The 21,004-nt window shown below is 62.8% G+C and carries 21 protein-coding genes; 15 read left to right on the forward strand and 6 right to left on the reverse strand.

The features are described from left to right. Positions 1 to 59: 59 nt before the first annotated feature. From KXR72_RS05250 to KXR72_RS05285, 8 genes are all read left to right on the forward strand, one after another. The gene (locus tag KXR72_RS05250; RefSeq protein ID WP_437420022.1) at positions 60 to 926 is read left to right on the forward strand and encodes an MIP/aquaporin family protein; all 867 of its coding nucleotides are present in this window, start codon (positions 60 to 62) and stop codon (positions 924 to 926) included. Positions 927 to 938: 12 nt separating this feature from the next. Beyond that, complete coding sequence (glpK, locus tag KXR72_RS05255) at positions 939 to 2,450, forward strand: glycerol kinase GlpK (protein WP_437420023.1); 1,512 nt, start codon at positions 939 to 941, stop codon at positions 2,448 to 2,450. Positions 2,451 to 2,584: 134 nt separating this feature from the next. Beyond that, positions 2,585 to 3,343: a DeoR/GlpR family transcriptional regulator gene (locus KXR72_RS05260; protein WP_437420024.1), complete on the forward strand. Its 759-nt coding sequence runs from the start codon at positions 2,585 to 2,587 to the stop codon at positions 3,341 to 3,343. A 460-nt stretch (positions 3,344 to 3,803) separates the two neighbouring features. Continuing rightward, entirely contained in the window at positions 3,804 to 5,357 is a 1,554-nt protein-coding gene (gene glpD, locus KXR72_RS05265) for a glycerol-3-phosphate dehydrogenase (RefSeq protein WP_437420025.1), read from the forward strand. A gap of 147 nt (positions 5,358 to 5,504) precedes the next feature. Continuing rightward, complete coding sequence (locus KXR72_RS05270; RefSeq protein WP_437420026.1) at positions 5,505 to 6,053, forward strand: hypothetical protein; 549 nt, start codon at positions 5,505 to 5,507, stop codon at positions 6,051 to 6,053. An 88-nt stretch (positions 6,054 to 6,141) separates the two neighbouring features. Continuing rightward, entirely contained in the window at positions 6,142 to 7,296 is a 1,155-nt protein-coding gene (locus tag KXR72_RS05275) for a Na/Pi symporter (protein ID WP_437420027.1), read from the forward strand. Between the two features lie 18 nt (positions 7,297 to 7,314). After that, entirely contained in the window at positions 7,315 to 7,542 is a 228-nt protein-coding gene (locus KXR72_RS05280) for a hypothetical protein (protein ID WP_437420028.1), read from the forward strand. A 76-nt stretch (positions 7,543 to 7,618) separates the two neighbouring features. Continuing rightward, positions 7,619 to 7,900: a peptidylprolyl isomerase gene (locus tag KXR72_RS05285; RefSeq protein ID WP_437420029.1), complete on the forward strand. Its 282-nt coding sequence runs from the start codon at positions 7,619 to 7,621 to the stop codon at positions 7,898 to 7,900. A gap of 90 nt (positions 7,901 to 7,990) precedes the next feature. Here KXR72_RS05285 and KXR72_RS05290 read toward each other — a convergent pair whose 3' ends face one another. Continuing rightward, complete coding sequence (locus tag KXR72_RS05290; protein WP_437420030.1) at positions 7,991 to 8,137, reverse strand: hypothetical protein; 147 nt, start codon at positions 8,135 to 8,137, stop codon at positions 7,991 to 7,993. Between KXR72_RS05290 and KXR72_RS05295 the strand changes: the two genes are divergently transcribed. Beyond that, a complete protein-coding gene (locus KXR72_RS05295; RefSeq protein ID WP_437420031.1) occupies positions 8,136 to 8,507 on the forward strand; it encodes an STAS/SEC14 domain-containing protein in 372 nt (123 codons plus the stop codon). The two genes, KXR72_RS05290 and KXR72_RS05295, sit on opposite strands and share 2 nt — an antisense overlap. Positions 8,508 to 8,513: 6 nt before the next feature. Here the strand turns inward: KXR72_RS05295 and KXR72_RS05300 are convergent, their stop codons facing one another. After that, the gene (locus KXR72_RS05300) at positions 8,514 to 9,392 is read right to left on the reverse strand and encodes a CAP domain-containing protein (RefSeq protein ID WP_437420032.1); all 879 of its coding nucleotides are present in this window, start codon (positions 9,390 to 9,392) and stop codon (positions 8,514 to 8,516) included. Positions 9,393 to 9,472: 80 nt separating this feature from the next. On the opposite strand from KXR72_RS05300, the gene KXR72_RS05305 reads away from it, so the two are divergent. The 6 genes from KXR72_RS05305 to KXR72_RS05330 all read left to right on the forward strand — a co-directional run bounded on the left by KXR72_RS05305 (position 9,473) and on the right by KXR72_RS05330 (position 18,354). Next, positions 9,473 to 10,207 (forward strand): sulfite exporter TauE/SafE family protein, encoded by a 735-nt coding sequence (locus KXR72_RS05305; RefSeq protein WP_437420033.1) that lies wholly within the window; start codon positions 9,473 to 9,475, stop codon positions 10,205 to 10,207. 295 nt (positions 10,208 to 10,502) lie between these two features. Continuing rightward, positions 10,503 to 11,789, forward strand: a complete 1,287-nt coding sequence (locus KXR72_RS05310; protein WP_437420034.1) for a mechanosensitive ion channel family protein — start codon at positions 10,503 to 10,505, stop codon at positions 11,787 to 11,789. Between the two features lie 148 nt (positions 11,790 to 11,937). Next, positions 11,938 to 13,122, forward strand: a complete 1,185-nt coding sequence (locus tag KXR72_RS05315) for an efflux RND transporter periplasmic adaptor subunit (protein ID WP_437420035.1) — start codon at positions 11,938 to 11,940, stop codon at positions 13,120 to 13,122. Further along, complete coding sequence (locus KXR72_RS05320) at positions 13,119 to 16,286, forward strand: multidrug efflux RND transporter permease subunit (protein WP_437420036.1); 3,168 nt, start codon at positions 13,119 to 13,121, stop codon at positions 16,284 to 16,286. Before KXR72_RS05315 ends, KXR72_RS05320 begins: the two co-directional genes overlap by 4 nt. Next, on the forward strand, positions 16,279 to 17,781 hold the full coding sequence (locus tag KXR72_RS05325) for an efflux transporter outer membrane subunit (protein WP_437420037.1): 1,503 nt from the start codon (positions 16,279 to 16,281) through the stop codon (positions 17,779 to 17,781). The genes KXR72_RS05320 and KXR72_RS05325 overlap by 8 nt, the downstream gene beginning before the upstream one ends. 93 nt (positions 17,782 to 17,874) lie before the next feature. Continuing rightward, on the forward strand, positions 17,875 to 18,354 hold the full coding sequence (locus KXR72_RS05330) for a DUF3597 domain-containing protein (protein ID WP_437420038.1): 480 nt from the start codon (positions 17,875 to 17,877) through the stop codon (positions 18,352 to 18,354). A 340-nt stretch (positions 18,355 to 18,694) separates the two neighbouring features. Here the strand turns inward: KXR72_RS05330 and KXR72_RS05335 are convergent, their stop codons facing one another. The 4 genes from KXR72_RS05335 to KXR72_RS05350 form a co-directional block, all read right to left on the reverse strand. After that, positions 18,695 to 19,516: an inositol monophosphatase family protein gene (locus tag KXR72_RS05335; RefSeq protein WP_437420039.1), complete on the reverse strand. Its 822-nt coding sequence runs from the start codon at positions 19,514 to 19,516 to the stop codon at positions 18,695 to 18,697. Positions 19,517 to 19,599: 83 nt separating this feature from the next. Continuing rightward, entirely contained in the window at positions 19,600 to 19,848 is a 249-nt protein-coding gene (locus KXR72_RS05340; RefSeq protein ID WP_437420040.1) for a DUF2789 domain-containing protein, read from the reverse strand. A 153-nt stretch (positions 19,849 to 20,001) separates the two neighbouring features. Then, positions 20,002 to 20,262, reverse strand: a complete 261-nt coding sequence (locus KXR72_RS05345; RefSeq protein WP_437420041.1) for a hypothetical protein — start codon at positions 20,260 to 20,262, stop codon at positions 20,002 to 20,004. 272 nt (positions 20,263 to 20,534) lie between these two features. Next, entirely contained in the window at positions 20,535 to 20,954 is a 420-nt protein-coding gene (locus tag KXR72_RS05350) for an HPF/RaiA family ribosome-associated protein (RefSeq protein ID WP_437420042.1), read from the reverse strand. Positions 20,955 to 21,004: the final 50 nt, after the last annotated feature.

Genomic DNA, 21,004 nt, shown 5'->3' on the forward strand with positions numbered 1-21,004 from the left:
TTCCGAACCGCGCCGTATCGGATCAATAAAAACAACAGCTCCATTTAAAGAGGTTGCGCATGAGCAGTCCGTCCACCCCGACGCTCCGGGGTCAATGTATCGCCGAGTTCCTCGGCACAGCCCTTCTCATTTTCTTCGGGACCGGTTGCGTTGCCGCCATGAAGCTGGGCGGTGCAGAGCTAGGTCTTTGGGAAATAAGCATTATCTGGGGTATCGGTGTCAGCATGGGGGTCTACCTCGCGGCGGGTGTTTCCGGCGCGCACCTGAATCCTGCTGTCTCCATCGCGCTCTGGCTGTTCGGCACCTTCGAACGCCACAAGGTCCCGGCTTATATCCTTGCCCAGGTTGCCGGCGCGTTCTGCGCGGCGGCGCTGGTGTACGGTCTGTACAGCAGCCTGTTTTTCGATTTCGAACAAGCGCAGCAGATGACGCGTGGCAGCCTGGCCAGCCTGGAGCTGGCCTCGGTGTTCTCGACCTACCCGCACCCGTCGCTGTCCATCGGCCAGGCCTTCCTGGTGGAAGTGGTGATCACGGCTATCCTGCTGGGGATGATCATGGCGCTGACCGACGACGGCAATGGCCTGCCACGCGGCCCGCTGGCGCCCCTGCTGATCGGCCTGTTGATCGCTGTCATCGGCGGCGCGATGGGCCCATTGACCGGCTTTGCCATGAACCCGGCACGTGATTTCGGACCGAAGCTGATGACCTTCATCGCCGGCTGGGGCGACGTGGCCTTTACCGGTGGCCGGGATATCCCGTATTTCCTCGTCCCACTGGTCGCGCCAGTGGTGGGCGCGTGTCTCGGCGCTGCCGGCTACAAGGCGCTGATCTGCAAGCACCTACCGGCCATGGGCAACGGCGCATGCGCCACCAGCGAGGCCGACCACTTTACCGAACGCGATGTCACTGCCCATAAAGCTCACTAAGGAATCGACACCATGAGCACTCAGAACAACAAGCAATTCATCGTCGCCCTCGACCAGGGCACCACCAGCTCCCGCGCCATCGTGCTGGACCGCAACGCCAACGTGGTCACTATTGCCCAGCGCGAATTCGCGCAGATCTACCCGCAACCCAGCTGGGTCGAGCACGACCCCATGGAAATCTGGGCCACCCAGAGCGGCGTGTTCGTCGAGGCACTGGCCCAGGCCGGCATCACCAACGAACAGGTCGCAGCGATCGGCATTACCAACCAGCGCGAAACGGCCATCGTCTGGGACAAGAACACCGGCCGGCCCATCTACAACGCCATCGTCTGGCAGAGCCGCCAGAGCACGCCGATTTGTGATCAGCTCAAGCGTGACGGGATGGAAGAGCACATACGCAAGACCACCGGGCTGGTCATCGACCCTTACTTCTCGGGCACCAAGATCAAGTGGATTCTCGACCACGTTGAAGGCAGCCGTGAGCGGGCCCGCCGCGGCGAGCTGCTGTTCGGCACCGTCGATTGCTGGCTGATCTGGAAGATGACCCAGGGCAAAGCCCACGTCACCGACTACACCAACGCCTCGCGCACCATGCTCTTTGACATCCACAAGCTGGACTGGGACCCAGTGATGCTGGAGACGCTGGATATCCCGCGCGAAATGCTGCCGGACGTGCGCTCCTCGTCCGAAGTCTACGGCCACGCCTACCTCGGTTCCGGCCAGAGCACCGGCATCCCGATTGCCGGGATCGCCGGTGACCAGCAGGCCGCGCTGTTCGGCCAGATGTGCGTCGAGCCGGGCCAGGCAAAGAACACCTATGGCACCGGCTGCTTCCTGTTGATGAACACCGGAACCAAGGCCGTGCAGTCCGAGCACGGGCTGCTGACCACCATCGCCTGCGGACCCAAGGGCGAAGTGAACTACGCGCTCGAAGGCGCCATCTTCAACGGCGGCTCCACCGTGCAGTGGCTGCGCGACGAACTGAAGGTCATCAACGATTCGCTGGATTCCGAGTACTTCGCCACCAAGGTGCAGGACAGTAATGGGGTCTACCTCGTCCCCGCCTTCACCGGCCTCGGCGCGCCCTACTGGGACCCGCGTGCCCGTGGCGCCCTGTTCGGCCTGACGCGCGGAGTGAAGGTCGACCACATCATCCGCGCCGCGCTCGAATCCATCGCCTACCAGACCCGTGACGTGCTCGATGCCATGCAGCAGGACGCCGGTGAGCGCCTGCGCTCGCTCCGCGTAGACGGCGGCGCGGTGGCGAACAACTTCCTCATGCAGTTCCAGGCCGACCTGCTCGGCACTCACGTAGAGCGGCCCGAAATGAAGGAAACGACTGCCCTCGGCGCGGCTTATCTCGCAGGCCTGGCGACGGGTTTCTGGAGCAGCCTGGATGAGCTGCGCAGCAAAGCCACCATCGAGCGCATCTTCGAACCGGCCTGTGATGAAGCAAAGCGCGAAGCGCTCTACAAAGGTTGGCAGAAGGCCGTGGGTCGCACCCGCGACTGGGAAGAGGGCTAAGCGGTAGCTCCAGCCGACGGCGCCGGGCGCGGATTCGTTTCCGCGCCCGGCGCCACGCTTCGAAAACGAACACAGCTTTTATCGACGACCATACTGCGGCATCCTTCTGCCATATCGATAAGAAGGAAGCCTCCATGAGTCTGGCCCCACGACAGCAGAGCATTCTCGAACTGGTCCGCGAGCGCGGCTACGTCAGCATTGAAGAGCTGGCCCAACAGTTCTCCGTCACGCCCCAGACCATCCGCCGCGACATCAACCAACTCGGCGAAGCCGGCTTGCTTCGCCGCTACCACGGCGGCGCCGCCCATGACTCCAGTGTGCAGAACACCGCCTATACCCAACGCGCCCGCCAGATGCGTGACGAGAAACGCCGCATCGCCGATGCCATGGCGCAGCACATCCCCGACCAGGCCTCACTGTTCATCAACATCGGCACCACCACCGAAGCCATCGCTCACGCGCTGCTCAATCACCGAGACCTCAAAGTCATTACCAACAACCTGCACGTGGCGAGCATCCTCAGTCCCAAGGAAGATTTCGATGTGCTGATTGCCGGCGGGAATGTGCGCAGCGACGGCGGCGTGGTCGGCCAGGCGACGGCCGACTTCATCAGCCAGTTCAAGGTCGACTATGCGCTGATTGGCATCAGCGGCATCGACGAGGATGGCACCCTGCTGGACTTCGACTACCAGGAAGTACGCGTCTCTCAGGCCATTATCAGCAACGCTCGCCAGGTATTTCTGGCCGCCGACTCAAGCAAGTTCGGGCGCAACGCCATGACCCGCCTGGGCTCGCTGGAACAGATCGACATGCTGTTCACCGAAGCGCAGCCGCCAGAGGCTTTTCTCGAGCTGCTTAGCCGGCACAAGGTCAAACTGGAAGTGACGGACTGATAGGGTGGACCAAACCGCCGCCGGGCGAACAAGTTCGCCCCTACAGCGCGGATCTGTAGGGGCGAATTTATTCGCCCTCGGTCCTCCAGCCTGTGTGCTCACCACGCGGTCCGTTTTTTCTCTGCCCTTCCCGTCTCTACTCCGATCACCGCCCAAGCGGCCTTCGAGAGCCTGAGGCTTCCTGGTGTACTGACTCGGCACAAGCTCAAGCTGCAAGTCACCGGCGGACCAGCCTGAGCCAGCCTCCGCCGGGCGAATAAATTCGCCCCTACGGTGCGGGATCCGTAGGGCCGAATTTATTCGCCCGCTGCCCGCCAATGTTTCGCCCTCCTCGGGCCCGCCAGGTCAACACCAATAGATTGCTCAAATCGGTTCGATTATTTTCTTTTGATATAAAAAACGAACATCGCGACTGGAGAGGTGAATTCTTCTGCGCTAGGATGTTCGTATTCGAAAATAAATGTTCGTTCTTGAGGAGATTCCCGTGACCGATTCCAACAGCCCCGTCGCCGAGCTCTACGACATCGCCGTGATCGGCGGAGGCATCAATGGAGTGGGCATCGCAGCCGATGCGGCTGGGCGGGGGCTTTCGGTCTTCCTCTGCGAGCGTGATGACCTGGCCAGCCATACGTCATCCGCCAGCAGCAAGCTGATCCACGGCGGCTTGCGCTATCTCGAACATTACGAATTTCGCCTCGTCCGCGAAGCACTTGCCGAGCGCGAAGTGCTACTGGCCAAGGCGCCGCACATCGTCAAGCCGATGCGTTTCGTCCTTCCGCACCGCCCGCATCTGCGCCCAGCCTGGATGATCCGCGCCGGGCTGTTCCTGTATGACCATCTTGGCAAGCGCGAAAAGCTGCCCGCCTCCCGCGGCCTGCGGTTCGACGCTCAAAGCCCGCTCAAGCCTGCAATCACGCGCGGTTTCGAATATTCGGACTGCTGGGTAGACGATGCCCGCCTGGTGGTGCTCAACGCCATGGCGGCACGGGAGAAAGGCGCGCATATCCATACCCGTAACCGATGCCTGAGCGCAAAACGTGCTGCAGGAATCTGGCACGTGGAATTGCAGCGCGAAGACGGCGCCCGCTTTTCCCTCCGCGCCAAGGCGCTCGTCAACGCGGCAGGCCCCTGGGTAGCGCAGTTCATCGGTGAGAACCTGCAGCAGCGGTCGCCCTACGGTATTCGCCTGATTCAGGGCAGCCACGTCATCGTGCCCAAGCTGTATGAAGGCGATCAGGCCTACATCATGCAGAACGAGGATCGCCGTATCGTCTTTGCGATCCCCTATCTGGATCGCTACACCATGATCGGCACGACTGACCGCGAATATCACGGCGACCCGGCCACCGTCAGCATCAGCGATGAAGAGATCGCCTACGTGCTAGGCGTTGCCAACACGCATTTTCGCAAACAGCTTCAGCCGTCGGACATCGTGCACACCTTCGCCGGTGTCCGGCCGCTGTGCGATGACGAGTCGGACAACCCGTCCGCTGTGACCCGCGACTACACGCTCTCGCTGGCCGCCGAGGACAAGCAAGCGCCGCTGCTCTCGGTGTTCGGCGGCAAGCTGACCACCTACCGCAAGCTCGCCGAGTCGGCGATGGCGCAACTCAAGCCATTCTTCCCTCAAATGGGCGCCAGCTGGACAGCTCAATCGCCGCTGCCCGGCGGGGAGGAGATGACCACTCCCGACGCGCTCGTTGCCGACCTCAAACGTCAGGTCCAAGGGCTCGACGATCGGCTTGCCCGGCGCTGGGCGACGCTCTATGGCAGCCGCGTCTGGCGCATGCTCGGGAGCGCCCGTTCGGTCGATGCGCTCGGCCCGGACCTCGGCCAACAGCTCCATGCGCGGGAGGTGGAGTATTTACGCCAGGAAGAATGGGCCCATGAGGTGGACGACATCCTGTGGCGCCGGACCAAGCTCGGCCTGGCGTTCCACGCCACGGAGAGGGCCCGCCTGGAAGCCCACCTGCGTGAACAGCCGGCATCCCGCCACGACAGCGACGCTGCCTGAACCGTGGTGCCCCGGTTTGGGGCGCATGGGTCATGCCTCGGTAACTTTGCGGACGCCTGTCGGTCCGAACTGAAGTAACGCCGGGCATGACGTCGCCCACCGCCGTGTCCTGGCATCGGTCCGCCACCCGTCCGGGATACCGTCGCCATGAACAACCTGCTCTCCGTTGGTGCCATCGGCTTCGCAACCCTCGCGCTTGGCGCCTCACTGTGGCAAGGCTGGGTGGGCAACGAGCACAACCGCCTGTCCGTGCGGCGGCTCATCGTCGCCACGCCATACCTCGAAGGGCCACGCGCCCGTAACGGGCTTTACCTGGCAAACCTCGGCCTTGGCCCGGCGATCATCGATCGTGCGTCAATCGTGTTCGACGGCACTGCCTACGACCTGACGGCTGATTTCTGGGAAGAGGCATTGGTGGCCATGGATATTGAGACCATCTGCTTCACCCGCTCTTGGATCCCGGCCGGTGCGGCCATTCGGGAGGATCAAGAAATTGCGCTCTTGGCGATCACCGACCCGAGCATGCAGCTGTGCTTGCATGAAAGCCTGAAATTGCTCACCGAACACCGCATCGAGCTCAACCTGAACTACCGGTCGCTGTATGGGGAGCAGCTCACGAGCACCGATACGTTCACGCTCCGATCGCCCCGTGAGGATTACGCCAGGGCTTTGCGCAGGCTGAACGCCGCGCACTGATCCGTTCGTCGCCCGAAGCCGCTGCGGTCATCAAGGCTTCATGCGCTGCCCACACCGTCGAGCTACACGCACTCACGGGAGTTGGCTGATGACAACGGATACCGGTGCACTTCGCTCGTCCACCTCGATGACCAATCGATGGCTGTCCTGGCTGCTGGTAGTGACGCTGATCTATCTCCTGCTGGCCGCGGTTGGCGCCATCGGCGACGGCTTCAAGGCCGCTACCGGCGACAATGCCAAGCAGCTATTTGCCTTTGCAACCAACCCCTTCGTCGGGCTGATGATCGGGCTGGCGGCGACCGCGCTAATCCAGAGCTCCAGCACGGTTACCTCGATCATCGTCGGCATGGTCGCTGGTGGCCTGCCAATCCCCATTGCCATCCCACTGATCATGGGCGCTAACATCGGCACCTCGCTGACCAGCACCATCGTCAGCCTGGGGCATCTCCGCAGTGGTGAAGAATTCCATCGAGCCTTTGCTGCCGCTACCGTGCACGACGCCTTCAACGTTACGGCCGTGACGATCCTGCTGCCGTTGGAGTTGCTCTTCCATCCGCTGCAGCGGCTGTCCGAAGCCTTGGCGGGCCTGCTCGTTCACGACGCCAGCATGGACATGGGTGGCATGAATTTCATGAAGGCCCTGCTCTCGCCCGCCAGTGATCTACTGGCTGCGAGCGTAAGTTGGCTGCCGGGAAAAGTCTGGCCAGGGGTGGCCCTGATCATCATCGGGATCGGTTTGATCCTGTTCGTGGTGCAGGCGATCGGCAAGGTGCTGCGCAAGGTCATGGTCGGGCGGGCCAAGGAAGTAATGCACGCCAGCGTGGGCCGGGGCCCGTTGTCCGGCATCGCGTCCGGTACGCTCATTACCGTTCTGGTGCAGTCCTCGTCGACGACCACCTCGCTCATCGTGCCGCTGGCCGGCACCGGCGTGTTCACGCTCAAGCAGGTCTATCCCTTTACCCTCGGAACCAACATCGGCACCTGCGTTACCGCACTGCTGGCAGCCACGGCGATTGCCGGCCCTACGGCGGAACTCGCGATGCAGATCGCGCTAGTGCATCTGCTGTTCAACCTCTTCGGCATTCTGCTGATCTATGTTCTTCCGGTGCTACGGGGCGTGCCACCGGCCATCGCCAATACCCTCGCCAACCTGGCCCAGCGCAGCAAGCTGTACGTAGGCGCCTATATTGGCGGTGTGTTCTTCGCGCTGCCGCTGTTGCTGATCGGCGGCAGCCAACTCTGAACCCGCCTGGAGAACTGCATGCAACACGAACGCCGCATCCAGACCGAGAACCGCATCCGCGAACTAAGAGAGTCGCTCGACGAGTTGGAGGCACAGCTCGAACGCATCGATGCGCAGGAGCAGCAAGCCCAGCACCGCGAAATCGAGCGGTTGGATGATTACATCGATGCCGTCGACACCCGGTTCAACAGCCTGCAACTGTTCTGGAGTGCATTTAAGAACGACTGGCTAAAGGCGAGAAGCTGAACAGCACCTGCCGGCAGCGTTTGATTGGCGGGGCGATTCCGGTAGGCTTTGCGGCTTCCAACAGAGGAGTACAACCATGGCCCGTGCCACTGCCCGCCACATCCTGGTACCCACCGAAGAGAAGTGCAATGAGCTGAAAGCTGCCATCGAAGGCGGTGCCGATTTCGCTCAGGTCGCCAAGGACAACTCGACCTGCCCGTCCGGCCGCCAGGGCGGTGACCTCGGCTCGTTCGGCCCCGGCCAGATGGTGAAGGAATTCGACACCGTCGTGTTCAGCGCCCCGCTCAACCAGGTGCAAGGCCCGGTCAAGACCCAGTTCGGCTACCACCTGCTGGAAGTGACCAGCCGCCAGGACTGATCGCCCGCCCCCGTTTCACACGGGGGCGTTTCGCCCCCTTTCCGCCAGCACCTCGCCCAAACGCTTCTACCCTGTTCGGTTGATACAGCATCACCGCCTTTCACGTGTCCACCCTTCGGCGTTCAGCATCCGCACGCGCGCGGTTAGCTTGCCCTGCACCACCGGTGTGAGGCGCGGCAGGCGGGCCTGGGCTACAACTTCAGAGACAGCCGCTTCGGCATCGAGGAGGATGGCCATGTTTCACGTCACGCGGATTGGCGACAAACGCATCGAGATCGATTTTTCCGGCAAGCTGGACAGCCACGACATGCGCTTCGCCCTGGACGAACTCTGGCGCAAATCCGAGGGCATCACCGCAGGCCAACTGCTCTGGCGCATCGGCGACTTCGACATGCCCACGCTGGGCGCCGTCGGCGTGGAGCTGGCGCGCATTCCGCAACTGTTTCGCCTCATGCGTCGCTTCGATCGCTGCGCGGTGGTCTGCGCCAAGGAATGGGTCCGCAAGGCCGCCGAGATCGAAGGCACGCTGATTCCCGGGTTGACGGTCAGGGCGTTCGAAGACCACCAGGGCACCGCGGCGCACCTCTGGCTTGAAGATAGCGCCTGAGCCGCATCAGCGCGGCGTGGCGAATACCTGCGTCCAGTAGCTGCCCGCCGTGCTGGCCTTGTCGGTGGCGTAGGCGGCGCCCATCTCGGTGAAATCCGCATTCATGATGTTGGCGCAGTGGCCTGGGCTGGCAAGCCACCCTGCCACCACCTGCTCGGCCGAGCCCTGCCCCGCCGCGATGTTCTCGCCAACGCGCGACCAGCGATAGCCCGCCTGGCGCGCCCGATCGCCGGCCTGCTCGCCGTTCGGCGCGCGATGACTGAAGTAATCGCGCCGGGCCATGTCTTGGCTGTGCGCCAGAGCGGCGTCGGCCAGCGTATCGCTCCAGCCCAGCGCCGGAGCGGCTTCGAACGCCTGGTCACCGCACCGCCGAGGTTGACTGCGCGCCGCATTGACTCGTTCGAGAATGGACTGGCCCACCGTTTTCCAATCGCCCAGATCCGGCGGCAGCAGCGGCTTGGCCAGCAGGATTTGCCAAGTGTTGCCCTCGTGCGCAACGCCGATCTCGGCGTAATCCTGGCTGCGCAGCGGCTCGCAGTAGCGCTGCCGCAACGCGCTCATCGCCGCCTGCACGCTAGCCGGCCCGGAAATCGATATGGCCTGAAGTTTCGCCGGCCGGTAGCCGGACGCCTGCAAGCGCTGTTGCAGCTGCGCGCCCGTGGTCGCCGGCTTGAGGTCAAGTGAGGCGTTCGGTGCCAGCGGCGCGACAGCCTTGCCCTCCTCGCCCGAGCAGCTTGCCTCTTCGCCACGAAACGCGTTGATCTGGCTGACCAGGTCGTCCGCCGGTGCAGCATGGGCTGACATTGGTATCAGAGTCAGCGCCAGGCCCAACGCTGAGCCGGCGGCCGCCGCACCGGAGCGCCTGATTGCCGTAGCGATAGTCATAGGTCACCCTGTCTGGCTGTGATAACCATGCAGACCACGGCATGCGGCTCACTATTCCTCGACACGGCCCGGCTTCCAATATGACGCTCAACGATTTCTTGCTGTTCGCGCTGCCCGCCATTTTCCTGACGGGCGTCTCCAAAGGCGGCTTTGGCGGTGCGCTTGGCGGCATTGCGGTGCCGTTGCTGGCTTTGGCGATCTCGCCCAAACAAGCCGCGGCGGTGATGCTGCCGATCCTCTGCCTCGCGGACGTGGTCGGCCTTCGCGCCTACATCGGGCACTGGGACAAGGCCAACCTCAAGGTCATGCTGCCGGGCGCGCTGATCGGCATTACCCTGGGCTCGCTGACGTTCGGCATGCTCGACGAGCGCCTGATCGGGTTACTCATGGGCGGCATCGCCGTGGGCTTCGTGTTGCTGGGGCTGGTTTCGCGCAACGACAAGCCGCGCCCCCTGCAACGCGGACGCGGCACGCTGCTCTCGTCCATCGCAGGCTTCACCAGTTTCGTTGCACATGCCGGCGGGCCGCCGATCATGATGCACCTGCTGCCACAGCAACTGGACAAGCTGCGCTACGTCGCGACCATCAACCTCTTCTTCTTGATGACCAACGCGCTGAAGCTCATTCCCTACGCCGCGCTCGGGCAGTTCACACGCGAGAACCTGCTGCTCAGCCTGACGCTCGCGCCCATCGTCCCCTTCGGCGTCTGGACCGGGCTATGGCTGCACAAGCGCATCGACCACGCCCTGTTCTACCGCATCGCCCGCGTTGGCGTACTGATCGCGGGGCTGCAACTGATCTGGAAATATCTGTAGCTGCAGAACCGGCCGCCGGTTGTTCTGAACGTTCGGGGCCTACCCCAGTCGGACATAGTGAACCCACTGTGAAGGAGAAACCTCATGCTGAAGTTTCTGGGTAGCACCATCGGCATCATCTTCCTGATCGGCCTGCTCGTGGTGATCGGCCTGTTCGCGTTGATCTTCTAAGCCACGCGATACGACCCAAACGCAACCACGGCCTCGGTACGCACACCGCCGCACGTTGCATGAACATCGACAGGCCGCCGCACCCCGGCGGCCTGGTCGTATCCGGTTCCTGGACGGCCGCACCATGACCCCGCTTTCCTTCTCCGCGCCACGCCTGCGTCACTCACCGCTCTTGGCGCTCATCGTGCTGTTCATGCTGCTGCTCGCGCCGCCAGCGAGTGTCGCGCAAGAGGGCGTCGCTACGGTACGCCTGGATGGCCGTGCGCTGTTTCGCATCGGCCCGAACGCCGAACTCGAAGCCCGGCCTCGTGCCCGGCAGGTCGAACGGCAGCTGGCGGCCGTGCTAGAGACGCCGCAGGGCATCACCCGCTCGCGTATCGAAGCCGCTGGCGAAGACGGTGAAGCCCGTCAGATCAGCGTCGCCGGGCGCCCACTTGTCGTGGTAACGCCAGCCGATGCCGACGCCAATGGGCAACGGCTGGACGTGCTCGCGCGGGACTGGGCAGCACTGATCGACCGGGCGCTGGTGCGTGCCGTCGAGCGGCGCGACTCGGACCGAGGCCGTTTCGTCACGTCCGTACAGGTCAGCGTCGAGACCGCTTTCGCGCGCCTTCTCGAATCGGCCGTCAGCATCATTCCGCGCATTCTCGCCGCGTTGCTCGTGCTGCTGCTCTTCTGGGGGCTGGCTACCGGCGTGCGCGCCCTCACGCGGGTCGTCTTCGCACGGCTGGTGAAGGACCGGACGGTAGAGAACCTAGTGCGTCAGGTCAGCTACTACACCGTCTGGCTGCTCGGCCTGATCGTCGCCGCCAGCGCCTTTGGCCTGGAACCGAGCACCCTGGCAACGGGCCTGGGCCTGACTAGCCTGGCTCTGGGCTTCGCACTCAAGGACATCCTGTCGAATTTCGTCAGCGGGCTGCTGATTCTCACGCTGCGGCCGTTCCAGCTCGGCGACCAGATCATCATCGGCGAGACCGAAGGCAGCGTGGAGCGCATCGAGCTGCGCGCCACGCAGATTCGCACCTACGACGGGCGCCGGGTCCTGGTGCCCAATGCCGAAACCTTCACCTCCCGAGTCACCAACAACACGGCGGCGCCGGTTCGCCGGGGAAAGGTGGTGTGCCGCCTCAGCTACGGTGTCGACATCGACGCCACCACCCAGCTGCTGCGGGACACTGCCCAGGGAACACCTGGCGTGCTTGCCGAACCGCCAGCCTCGGTCCGCTTGAGCGAGTTGGGCCAGAGCGAGCTGTTCTTCGACGTCCAGTTCTGGTGCGACTCGCGCCGCTCCGATTTCGTCTCTACCGCCTCGGAGGTGCGCAAGAGCCTGGTCGGTGCGCTGCGCGCTGCCGGCGTCGGACTGCCGGACCAGGCGCGGCAGAACATCGTGGTTCATACCCCTCAAAACTGAAGCGCACCCTGCCTGACAGGGAGCGCTACGGCTCGATATGGGCGGAGCAGGCGTAAAAACCGGAACCGCGTCCGGTGCGCTGCGGTCGAGTGTAGGTCAGCGCGCTATACCGCAGCGAAGACGGAGCGATACAAAAAGGTCGGACTGAATGAGGCAGTTTCTGCAACACGCCGCGCTGATCAGCGTCTCAGCGCTACTGCTGGCAGCTTGCTCTGAGGACAAACCTGCCGAGCAAGCCGCACCACCCCCACCTGAAGTCGAAGTGATCACGGTCGACCCCAAGCCGATTCCTAACATCATCGAGCTTCCGGGACGCGTTCAGGCCGTTCGCATCGCCGAGATCCGTGCGCGGGTCAACGGCATCATCCAGAAGCGGCTCTACGAAGAGGGCACCGACGTGGAGGTCGGCACGCCACTGTTCCAGATCGATCCGCGAGAAATGCGCGCCAACCTCAAAGCAGCAAAAGCAGCACTGGAGCGAGCCGAAGCCACGGCATTGAATGCCGCGCAGGACGTCAGGCGTTATAAGGGCCTGGTTGCCAAACAGGCCATCAGTCAGCAGGAATACGACACCGCGTTGGCCACGTTGCGCACCGCCAAAGCAGACGTGTCGCAAGCAGAAGCCAATGTTCAGTCGGCTGCTCTCGAGCTGGAATACACCACCGTAGAGTCACCGATCGAAGGCCGCGCCGGGCGGGCCCAGGTCACCGAAGGTGCGTTGGTGAGCGCCAGCGAAGGTACGCTGCTGACCACCGTCGAGCAGTTCGATCCGGTGTATGTCAACTTTGCTCAGTCGAGCTCCAATTTGTTGCGCATACGAGCGCAGCTGGCGTCTGGCGCCCTGAAGTTACCGGAGGAAGGCCGCGTCGAGGTCAAGCTGATCCTGGAAAATGGCGCCGAGTATCCACACTTGGGCTACGTCAACTTCTACGCCATGAGCATTGACGAAAACACAGGCACCGTGGCGTTACGCGCTGAATTCCCCAACCCAGACAGGCTTTTGCTGCCTGGGCAGTTCGTGCGTGCGCGAATCAATGCCGGTACTCGCCCAAACGGTGTACTGATTCCCCAGCGTGCAGTGATAGTCAACGATCAGGCTGCCCGCGTCCTGCTCGTGGACAAGGACGACAACGTAGCCTCACGTGAAGTCGAACTTGGCGAACTGCAGGGCAGCCAATGGGTAATTCGTGATGGTCTCACTGCAGGCGACGTTGTGATCGTCGAGGGGGGCGGCAGCGTCCGTAGTGGTGCAGCGGTACGGACCACCCCTTACCAGCCTGAAGGGCCTCCGGAAGCGCCAGAGTCGTCGAGCGCGACCGAGTCCAGCCAATGACGCCAGCGTTCTTCATCCGGCGTCCAGTCTTTTCCTGGGTCATTGCGCTGGGCATTCTGTTGGGTGGCGTGCTGGCCCTGCGCTCGTTGCCCGTCGAGCAATACCCGAGCATCGCACCGCCCACGCTGCGCATCAGCGTGACCTACCCCGGCGCTGACGCCTCGGTGCTCGAAACCAACGTCACCCAGGTGATCGAGCAGGAGCTCAACGGTGTCGAGGGCTTCCTTTACATGGATTCATCGAGCCGCTCCAACGGCAGCGCCTCGATCGAGCTGACGTTCGAAGCCGGCACCGACATCGACATTGCGCAGATGGAGGTGCAGAACCGCCTTAGTCGCGTCGAGCAGCGCTTACCGGAAGAAGTCCGCCGACAGGGCATTCAGGTATTCCAGGCCTCGCGGGATTTTCTGCTGATCATCTCGCTGTTCTCTGAGAACGGCACCATGAGCACGCTGGAGCTCGGCCATTTCGCTACAACACGCGTGCTTGACGAGCTGCGCCGCGTACAGGGCGTGGGTGATATCCGCGAGTTCTATACCGCTTATGCCATGCGGATCTGGTTGAACCCCGATCGGCTGGCCAGCTTCGGACTTTCTGCGGCCGATGTGCTCGCCGCCGTACAGGAGCAGAACAGCCAGTCCGCGGGCGGCGCACTGGGCGATCTACCACTGGCCGAGGGCACTGAAATCAATGCGCCCATCGAGACCCAAGGGCGCTTTTCCACGCCTGAAGAATTCGCCTCGATCATTCTTCGTGCCGGCCCGGATGGATCGGCCATCCGCTTGCGTGACGTCGCTCGGGTCGAGCTGGGCGCACAGAATTACGCTTCACGAAGCGAGCTGAACGGCCAACCGGCGGCGGGTTTGGCCGTGCAACTGTCGCCGGGGGCCAATGCGCTGGACACGGCCAATGCGGTCAAGCAACGCATGGGCGAACTGGCCGAAGGCTTTCCGGAAGACGTAGCCTGGACGGTGCCATTCGACTCGACCCCCTTCATCGCCTCGTCGATTCAGCAAGTCGTGGTCACGCTGCTCCAGGCCATGGCGCTGGTGGTGCTGGTCATGCTGCTGTTCCTGCAGAACTGGCGCACCACCGTCATCCCTACCATCGTCATCCCGATCACCCTGGCGGGCACTTGTCTCGGCCTGTGGATTGCCGGCTTCTCGATCAACCTGTTGAGCCTGTTCGGCATGGTCCTCGCGATCGGTACCTTGGTGGACGATGCCATCGTGGTGGTGGAAAACGTCAAGCGGATCATGGACGAGGAGCAGCTGCCGCCCTATCAAGCGACCGTCAAAGCCATGGAGCAGGTCACCGCGCCCATTATCGGCACGACCCTCGCGCTGATCGCGGTATTCGTGCCGCTGGCATTTTTTCCGGGCTCGACAGGGGGCATCTATCGACAGTTCGCCGTGACGCTGTCAATTGCGGTTGCCACCTCGACACTGCTGGCACTCGTGCTGACGCCCGCACTGTGCGCATCATTGCTCAAACCTAGCCAGCCGGACGACGGCAAGCCCGGCCTGGGCCAACGCATCTTCAGTCCTTTCAACCGTTGGATGGAGCGCACCACGGACCGCTATCACCATGCGGTCGGCGGCATGCTCGCGCGACCGATCTGGTTTCTGTTCGCCTTTGTCGGCCTGCTGGCGCTGACGGCCTTTCTCTACCTGCGGATGCCCAGCGCCTTTCTACCGGACGAGGACCAGGGCTCTTTGATGACGGTCATCCAAGCGCCCGCTGGCGCAACGGTCGAGCGCACCGAAGAAGCCATTGAACAGGTCAAGGCGTTCTACGCCGACCACCCGCTGGTCGAGGACGCTATCACGGTCTACGGCTTCAGCTTTTTCGGCCAGGGCCAGGCCCATGCGATGTCGTTTGTACGGCTTATCCCTTGGGAGCAACGCACCGAAGACGGCAGCTCCGCTCAGGCCTTGGTTCGCGAAGCCATGGGCCGCTTCTCGCAGATCAACGAAGCCCGCGTGTTTGCCCTGAATCCACCTTCGATTCCCGGACTGGGCGTGGCGGGCGGCTTTACCTTCAAGCTCGAGGACCGCGGAGGTCTCGGCTATCAGGCGCTGCTCGACGCACGCAACCAGCTGCTCGGCAAGGCGAGCGAAAGCCCGGTGTTACAGAGCGTCCGGCCGGAGGGCGCAGACGACGCGCCACGCTTGCGGGTCAACATCGACCGCATCAAGGCCCGCGCGTTGGAGCTTTCGATCAACGAGGTTAACGCAACACTGGCAATCGCCTTCGGTAGCGCCTATGCCAACGACTTCAACCGTGACGGGCGCGTCCTGCAAGTATTGCTGCAGGCGGATGCCCCCTATCGGATGACTCCACAGGATGTGCTTGATCTGAAAGTGATCAACGATGAAGGCGAAAGCGTGCCCTTCGGCGCCTTTACCACCGTGGATTGGACCGAGGGCCCAACGCAGTTGCAGCGCTACAACGGCTACCCTGCGCTGACCTTGTCCGGCAGTGCCGCACCCGGTTCGACCACAGGCGAAGCGATGACGGAGATGGAGCGGCTGGCCGCTGAATTGCCGGGCGGCTTCAGCTACGAATGGACCGGCGCCTCGCTGGAAGAGCAGCAGGCTTCCGGCCAGGTCGGTTTGTTGCTGGGCTTGTCGTTGCTGGTGGTGCTGATGGTCCTGGCAGCGCTTTATGAAAGCTGGACAGTGCCCATCGCGGTGCTGCTCGTGGTGCCCTTCGGTGCGTTGGGCGCAATATTGTTCGCGATGATTCGAGACCTGCCGGCAGACGTTTATTTCAACGTGGGGCTGGTGACCATCATCGGCCTGTCGGCGAAAAACGCGATCCTCATCGTCGAGTTTGCCATTGAAGAAGAAGGCCACGGCAAAAGCCTGACCGATGCCGTGATGAACGCGGTGCGCCTGCGCTTCCGGCCGATCCTGATGACATCGCTCACCTTCATTCTCGGCATGCTGCCCCTCGTACTGTCCAGCGGCGCCGGCGCGGCTGGCCGGGTCGCAGTCGGTACCGGCGTCATGGGCGGCATGATCGTCGCGACGCTGCTGGGCCTGTTCTATATCCCGCTGTTCTATCTCTCCGTGCGTCGTTGGCTGACCAAGCGTCGGCCGCCGACAGCCGAAGACAAGGCGCACCCCGCCGAGGAAAAAGAGGCGCCAGACAATGCCTGACCGGCTCACGAAACTGGCGCCTCTGCTGATGGCCGCTCTGCTTGCTGGCTGCCAGCTCGCACCGCCCCATGAGCGGCCGCCCTCCCCCAGCGCCGCGCAATATCCTGCCGACTACCAACCCATGGACGGCGAAGTGCTGGCCAGCGAGATCGCCTGGCGCGACTTTCTTGAGGACCCACGACTCGAGCTGTATATCGAAACGGCTCTGCAGCGGAATCGCGACCTGCAGATCGCAGTAGCGCGAATCGAAGAAGCCCGCGGCCAGTTTGGCGTGCAAGGTGCCGACCGCTACCCGACGCTGGCTGCGACGGCTGATGCCAGCCGGGGCCGCTTTCCGACCGGCAGCGCTGGGCAGGCCGGTCGCGGCTCCGCCGGAGGCGTTAGCTCGGGCGCAGCGGGCGGTTCAAGCGGTCAGATCACCGAGCAGTTCTCGGTAGGGCTTGGCATATCGGCGTTCGAACTCGACTTCTGGGGACGCGTGCGAAATCTCACCGAAGCCGCGCGCGCTCAATACCTCTCGACCATCGAGGCGCAACGGGCATTTCGCTTGTCGCTGATTGCCGATGTGGCCACGACCTACCTCGCCGTCCGCGGCGCTGAAGCACGGATCGAACTGGCTGAGGCGACGCTGCAGAGCCGCCGCGACGGCCTGCGCATTGCCCGTGTTCGCTTCGAGGCAGGGATCACCTCGGCGCTCGATCTAAACCAGGCACAGGCGCTGCTGACCCAGGCCAAGACAGAGCTGGCAAGCCTGCGCCTGATCCGAGCCGAGCAGGTCAACTACCTCACTCAATTGATCGGGGGCGAACTGCAAGGGCCTTTGCCGACGCCGCTACCGTTGGCCGAACAGATCGATCCGGTGCGGCTGGATGCCGGGCTGCCGTCGGAGCTGCTACTGGTGCGTCCCGACATCCTGGGTGCCGAGTTGGAGCTGCGTGCAGCACGCGCCAACATCGGCGTGGCGAGAGCTGCATTCTTCCCGCAAATCTCCCTGACCGGCAGCTTCGGGTACATTTCCAACGAGCTGAACAACTTGGTGAGCCGGGACAATCGCACCTGGAGCATTGGCCCGAGCATCACCCTTCCACTGTTTGACTTCGGTCGAAATCGCGGCAACCTGACCGTCGCCGAAGCCCGGGAAAACGTCGCGGTGGCTCAGTACGAAAGCGCCATCGAAACCGCCTTTCGCGAAGTGGCTGACGCACTCGCCGGCCGACGCTATCTGGCAGAACAGGTCGCCGCGCAGGAAGAAAATGTCGACACGCTGCGACGCATTGCCGACCTCGCAAGAGAGCGCTATGCCGAAGGTGTAGTGAATTACCTGCAGGTTCTCGATGCCGAGCGCAACCTGTTCGATGCCGAACAGGCATTCATTGAGGTCAAGCGTGCACAGATTCAGAACCTGGTGAGTTTGTATATAGCGCTGGGCGGTGGTACCGACGCCCCTTCAGCATCAAGCGACACCCCGCAACGGGTCGTGACTTCCGAGCAGTAAGCCGCGGAACAGCGCGCTTCCCGACCTGCGGCGCCGAATCCTCAAGACGTCACGGTGGTCCAAAGATCACCACTAAATGGCAGAGGAATCGAAATGGGCCTGTTCGACAAGATCAAAGACAAACTCGGCATGGGCGGCGTGAGCAACGAAGCGCACAAGCCAGTCGACCCGAACAACACGCCGAACCAGCACGCGCCGGATACCGTCGTTGATTCGGAGCGGCCTACCGCTGCGCACAACGCCACGACCACGCCGCCCGGCGTTGCTCCCAGCCCCGAGGGCATGGCTCATTCAACTGGAACATCAACCAGCGCGGTGGATGTGCCTGCCAAGCTCGATGGCATGGCCGCCAATCATCCGGAGCAGCTGAACTGGCGCACCTCCATTGTCGATCTGCTCAAACTGTTGGGTCTGGATAGCAGCCTGGAATCGCGTAAAGAGCTCGCTACAGAATTGGGCTGCCCGCAGGACAAGATGGGCGATTCAGCCCAGATGAACACCTGGCTGCATCGCACCGTGATGCACAAGCTCGCAGAACATGGCGGCACCGTTCCGCCTGAACTGCGGACTTAACAGGCATCGGGGCCTCGCTGGGTGCAATTCACTGGTGAGGCTTTTTGATCTCGGTTCTCGGCTTAGCACTGATCGCCAGCAAGCCGGCTCCTACAAAGGACTACTCGAACCCTGTAGGAGCGAGCTTGCTCGCGATCAGCTATTCAGACGCCTCGCCGTACCGAAACGAAAACGCTGCAGCACCCAGTTCGTCATCTAGCGAGCGCTCACAGAACTCCGCGGACCTGTAGGAGCCAGCTTGCTGGCGATCAGATTTCGGGGGTCTCGTACCTGCCGGTCGCGCTTACACCCGTCGGTGCCAGCGACCAAATGCCTAGCCGTTATCGGCTGATTTCACTACTCAATCGTCGAGCGACGGCCCGATCATCTCCGCCAGCTGCGGATATACGCCTGGACAGGCGACAAGATAAGGATTGCCTAGCAACAACCCATCGTTACGGAAGAAATCATTGACCCGGCCGCCCGCCTCTTTCACCAAAACGAGACCGGCCATGCAATCCCAGCTTTTCAGCTCGGTCTCGTAGTAGCCGAGCAGCCGCCCCGCAGCCACGTAGGCGGTCATCAATGCGCCGGAGCCGTTGCGGAAAAACATGCCCCCTTCGGCCAGCAGCTTTTCCATGAACGGAATGAAGTGCTCTTTGCCGCGCGGATGGAAGGTGCCCGTGGCGGTCACGCCCTGCCCCACGTGCGTGGCCGCGCTGACCTTCAAAGGCGCGTCGTTGACGAATGCACCCTTGCCCAGGCAGCCATGGAATAGCTCGTTGTGGTTGGGATCGGCAATGGCGCCCAGGTGCGGCTGGCCGTCAATAAGCAAGCCGATGGACACGCACCAGTTGTGCAGCCCATTGACGAAGCACGCCGTGCCGTCGATGGGGTCGATGACCCAGACGCATCGCGCGCCGAGGTCCGCTGAGCCGCTTTCTTCGCCCAGGAAGCCATCTTCAGGGAAACGCTCGGTCAATCGGTCACGGATGAAGGCTTCGATTTGCTTGTCCGCAATGCTGACAACGTCCTGCGGATCGTCACCCTTGTGCTCGACGGTCAAGGCATCGCGCTTTCGGTAGAAATCCATCCCGAGTTGCGCGGCCTCCTGGGCCAGCGCCTTGGCACAGGCATAGCGCGCATCGATGTCGAGCCCGGAGGCAATTGGTTGCGAGGTCATGGCGATCCTTATGGATTGGGTTGGGCGTGCGGATTCTAGTGAATCGGCGACGACAGGCCCAACCCCGCAAGCCGCCTGGCCGGTCAGGCTTCTTTCTGCTCCTCGTGCAGCCGCACGTTGAGCTCGTCGACGATGGGTGCCCATTCGGCATCCTCGATCCATTCATCTTTCAACAGCGCTCGTTGCGACTCATTCCAGAACGGCGCGTCAGCCAGCCGCACTTCATTCGGCAGCGGCGCATGCTGAGCGATGAAGTCGTCGATGCTCTGCGGATCGGATGGCAGGCCCAGTTGCTCGAACAGGGTGCTCATGTCTTTGTTCGGGAGTTCCATGAAACGCCTCCTCAGGCTGATCGGTCTTGTGCCTGCTTCAGCAGGCCACTTAGTTAGATAGAGGCGCGCAGGCAAACACAGTTCAACGAACGGAACGCCACACGGACGGGAGGAAAGACGGGCCCCGCTGCATAAGCGAGGCCCGTGGCGGGATCAGGCTGCTTTGCTGAACAGTTGACGGCCGTGGTCCAGGCATTGGTCCACGAGCCATTTTCCGTGGGCGATGGAGGCGCGCTGGGCCTGTTCCAGCTCCGCCATGAAGGCATGGCCAACCGGAAGCGCCATGCGCCGGGTCGTCTGGCCTTGCATGTTACTGATGCGGCATCCACCGGCCCATGGCGTCGGCGTGCCGGGATGTTCCATCACTTCAGCGGTGATGACGTGGTCTCGGTACTCGCATTGCATCATGGTCATGGTTCACCTCGTCGCTGTGTGGCACTGGGCGATCTGGCTGTGCCCGTGCGCCTGGATTGTCCCCCTCTCGTTACGGTCCGCAGCCAAACGGGGTGCGAGGCACCCTGGCGCGGTTCGTCTCTAAGGTTTAGCACAGCACTACGGGATAAGAAGGTCCGATGGTCGCCTCGCTGGCGAAGCGTGGCGGAGCGCTGAAGGCTCCGCCGGCATGCATCCAAGGGGGTTTGAAGCAGCGGGCCGCGTCTGGCAGGCCCGCCTGTTCGGATGAGTGGTCAGATGGCCCGCATGGCCTGGTCGTCGTAGAAATCAGCCTCGAGCAAGGCGTCGCGACCTTCGACTTCAAGCGTCTCGCCTTCCAGCGGGACGGGCGCCGAGGCTCGCTTGCTGCGCAGCTTGCCGAATTGGTGCTTGAGTGCGTTGTTCAACTTGTCGATGGCGCCGTCAACGGCCAGCTCTAGCGATGCGGCCTTGTGCGAAACGGACACGGGCTGCTGGCCCTTCGGCCGCGCCTCGATCTGGCATCGTTTGTCGTGGGAGCCAGCCTTGACGCCGTTTTCGTCGTTCAGGTGGACCACGACCCGGGTCACACCGTCATCGAAACGGTCCAGCTTGTCCGCGACACTGGCACTGACCCAATTGACGAGACGGGCACTGCCTTCGATGTGGTTATCGCTATGAACTTGAATTTGCATACGCTTGTTCCTTCTACGCGATCGGGGTAACCACCGTTCAGCCTCAAACG

This window comes from Stutzerimonas chloritidismutans (assembly GCF_051486945.1).
GTDB classification, from domain to species: domain Bacteria; phylum Pseudomonadota; class Gammaproteobacteria; order Pseudomonadales; family Pseudomonadaceae; genus Stutzerimonas; species Stutzerimonas chloritidismutans_B.

Coding starts and splice junctions, on each gene's coding strand:
- KXR72_RS05280 (WP_437420028.1), top strand. CDS start 7,315: ATGCAACACGAACGCCGCATCCAGACCGAGAACCGCATCCGCGAACTA.
- KXR72_RS05325 (WP_437420037.1), top strand. CDS start 16,279: ATGCCTGACCGGCTCACGAAACTGGCGCCTCTGCTGATGGCCGCTCTG.
- KXR72_RS05270 (WP_437420026.1), top strand. CDS start 5,505: ATGAACAACCTGCTCTCCGTTGGTGCCATCGGCTTCGCAACCCTCGCG.
- KXR72_RS05335 (WP_437420039.1), bottom strand. CDS start 19,516: ATGACCTCGCAACCAATTGCCTCCGGGCTCGACATCGATGCGCGCTAT.
- KXR72_RS05345 (WP_437420041.1), bottom strand. CDS start 20,262: ATGACCATGATGCAATGCGAGTACCGAGACCACGTCATCACCGCTGAA.
- KXR72_RS05295 (WP_437420031.1), top strand. CDS start 8,136: ATGTTTCACGTCACGCGGATTGGCGACAAACGCATCGAGATCGATTTT.
- KXR72_RS05290 (WP_437420030.1), bottom strand. CDS start 8,137: ATGGCCATCCTCCTCGATGCCGAAGCGGCTGTCTCTGAAGTTGTAGCC.
- KXR72_RS05305 (WP_437420033.1), top strand. CDS start 9,473: ATGACGCTCAACGATTTCTTGCTGTTCGCGCTGCCCGCCATTTTCCTG.
- KXR72_RS05300 (WP_437420032.1), bottom strand. CDS start 9,392: ATGACTATCGCTACGGCAATCAGGCGCTCCGGTGCGGCGGCCGCCGGC.
- KXR72_RS05320 (WP_437420036.1), top strand. CDS start 13,119: ATGACGCCAGCGTTCTTCATCCGGCGTCCAGTCTTTTCCTGGGTCATT.
- glpD (WP_437420025.1), top strand. CDS start 3,804: ATGTTCGTTCTTGAGGAGATTCCCGTGACCGATTCCAACAGCCCCGTC.
- KXR72_RS05250 (WP_437420022.1), top strand. CDS start 60: ATGAGCAGTCCGTCCACCCCGACGCTCCGGGGTCAATGTATCGCCGAG.
- KXR72_RS05340 (WP_437420040.1), bottom strand. CDS start 19,848: ATGGAACTCCCGAACAAAGACATGAGCACCCTGTTCGAGCAACTGGGC.
- glpK (WP_437420023.1), top strand. CDS start 939: ATGAGCACTCAGAACAACAAGCAATTCATCGTCGCCCTCGACCAGGGC.
- KXR72_RS05310 (WP_437420034.1), top strand. CDS start 10,503: ATGACCCCGCTTTCCTTCTCCGCGCCACGCCTGCGTCACTCACCGCTC.
- KXR72_RS05285 (WP_437420029.1), top strand. CDS start 7,619: ATGGCCCGTGCCACTGCCCGCCACATCCTGGTACCCACCGAAGAGAAG.
- KXR72_RS05350 (WP_437420042.1), bottom strand. CDS start 20,954: ATGCAAATTCAAGTTCATAGCGATAACCACATCGAAGGCAGTGCCCGT.
- KXR72_RS05260 (WP_437420024.1), top strand. CDS start 2,585: ATGAGTCTGGCCCCACGACAGCAGAGCATTCTCGAACTGGTCCGCGAG.
- KXR72_RS05315 (WP_437420035.1), top strand. CDS start 11,938: ATGAGGCAGTTTCTGCAACACGCCGCGCTGATCAGCGTCTCAGCGCTA.
- KXR72_RS05330 (WP_437420038.1), top strand. CDS start 17,875: ATGGGCCTGTTCGACAAGATCAAAGACAAACTCGGCATGGGCGGCGTG.
- KXR72_RS05275 (WP_437420027.1), top strand. CDS start 6,142: ATGACAACGGATACCGGTGCACTTCGCTCGTCCACCTCGATGACCAAT.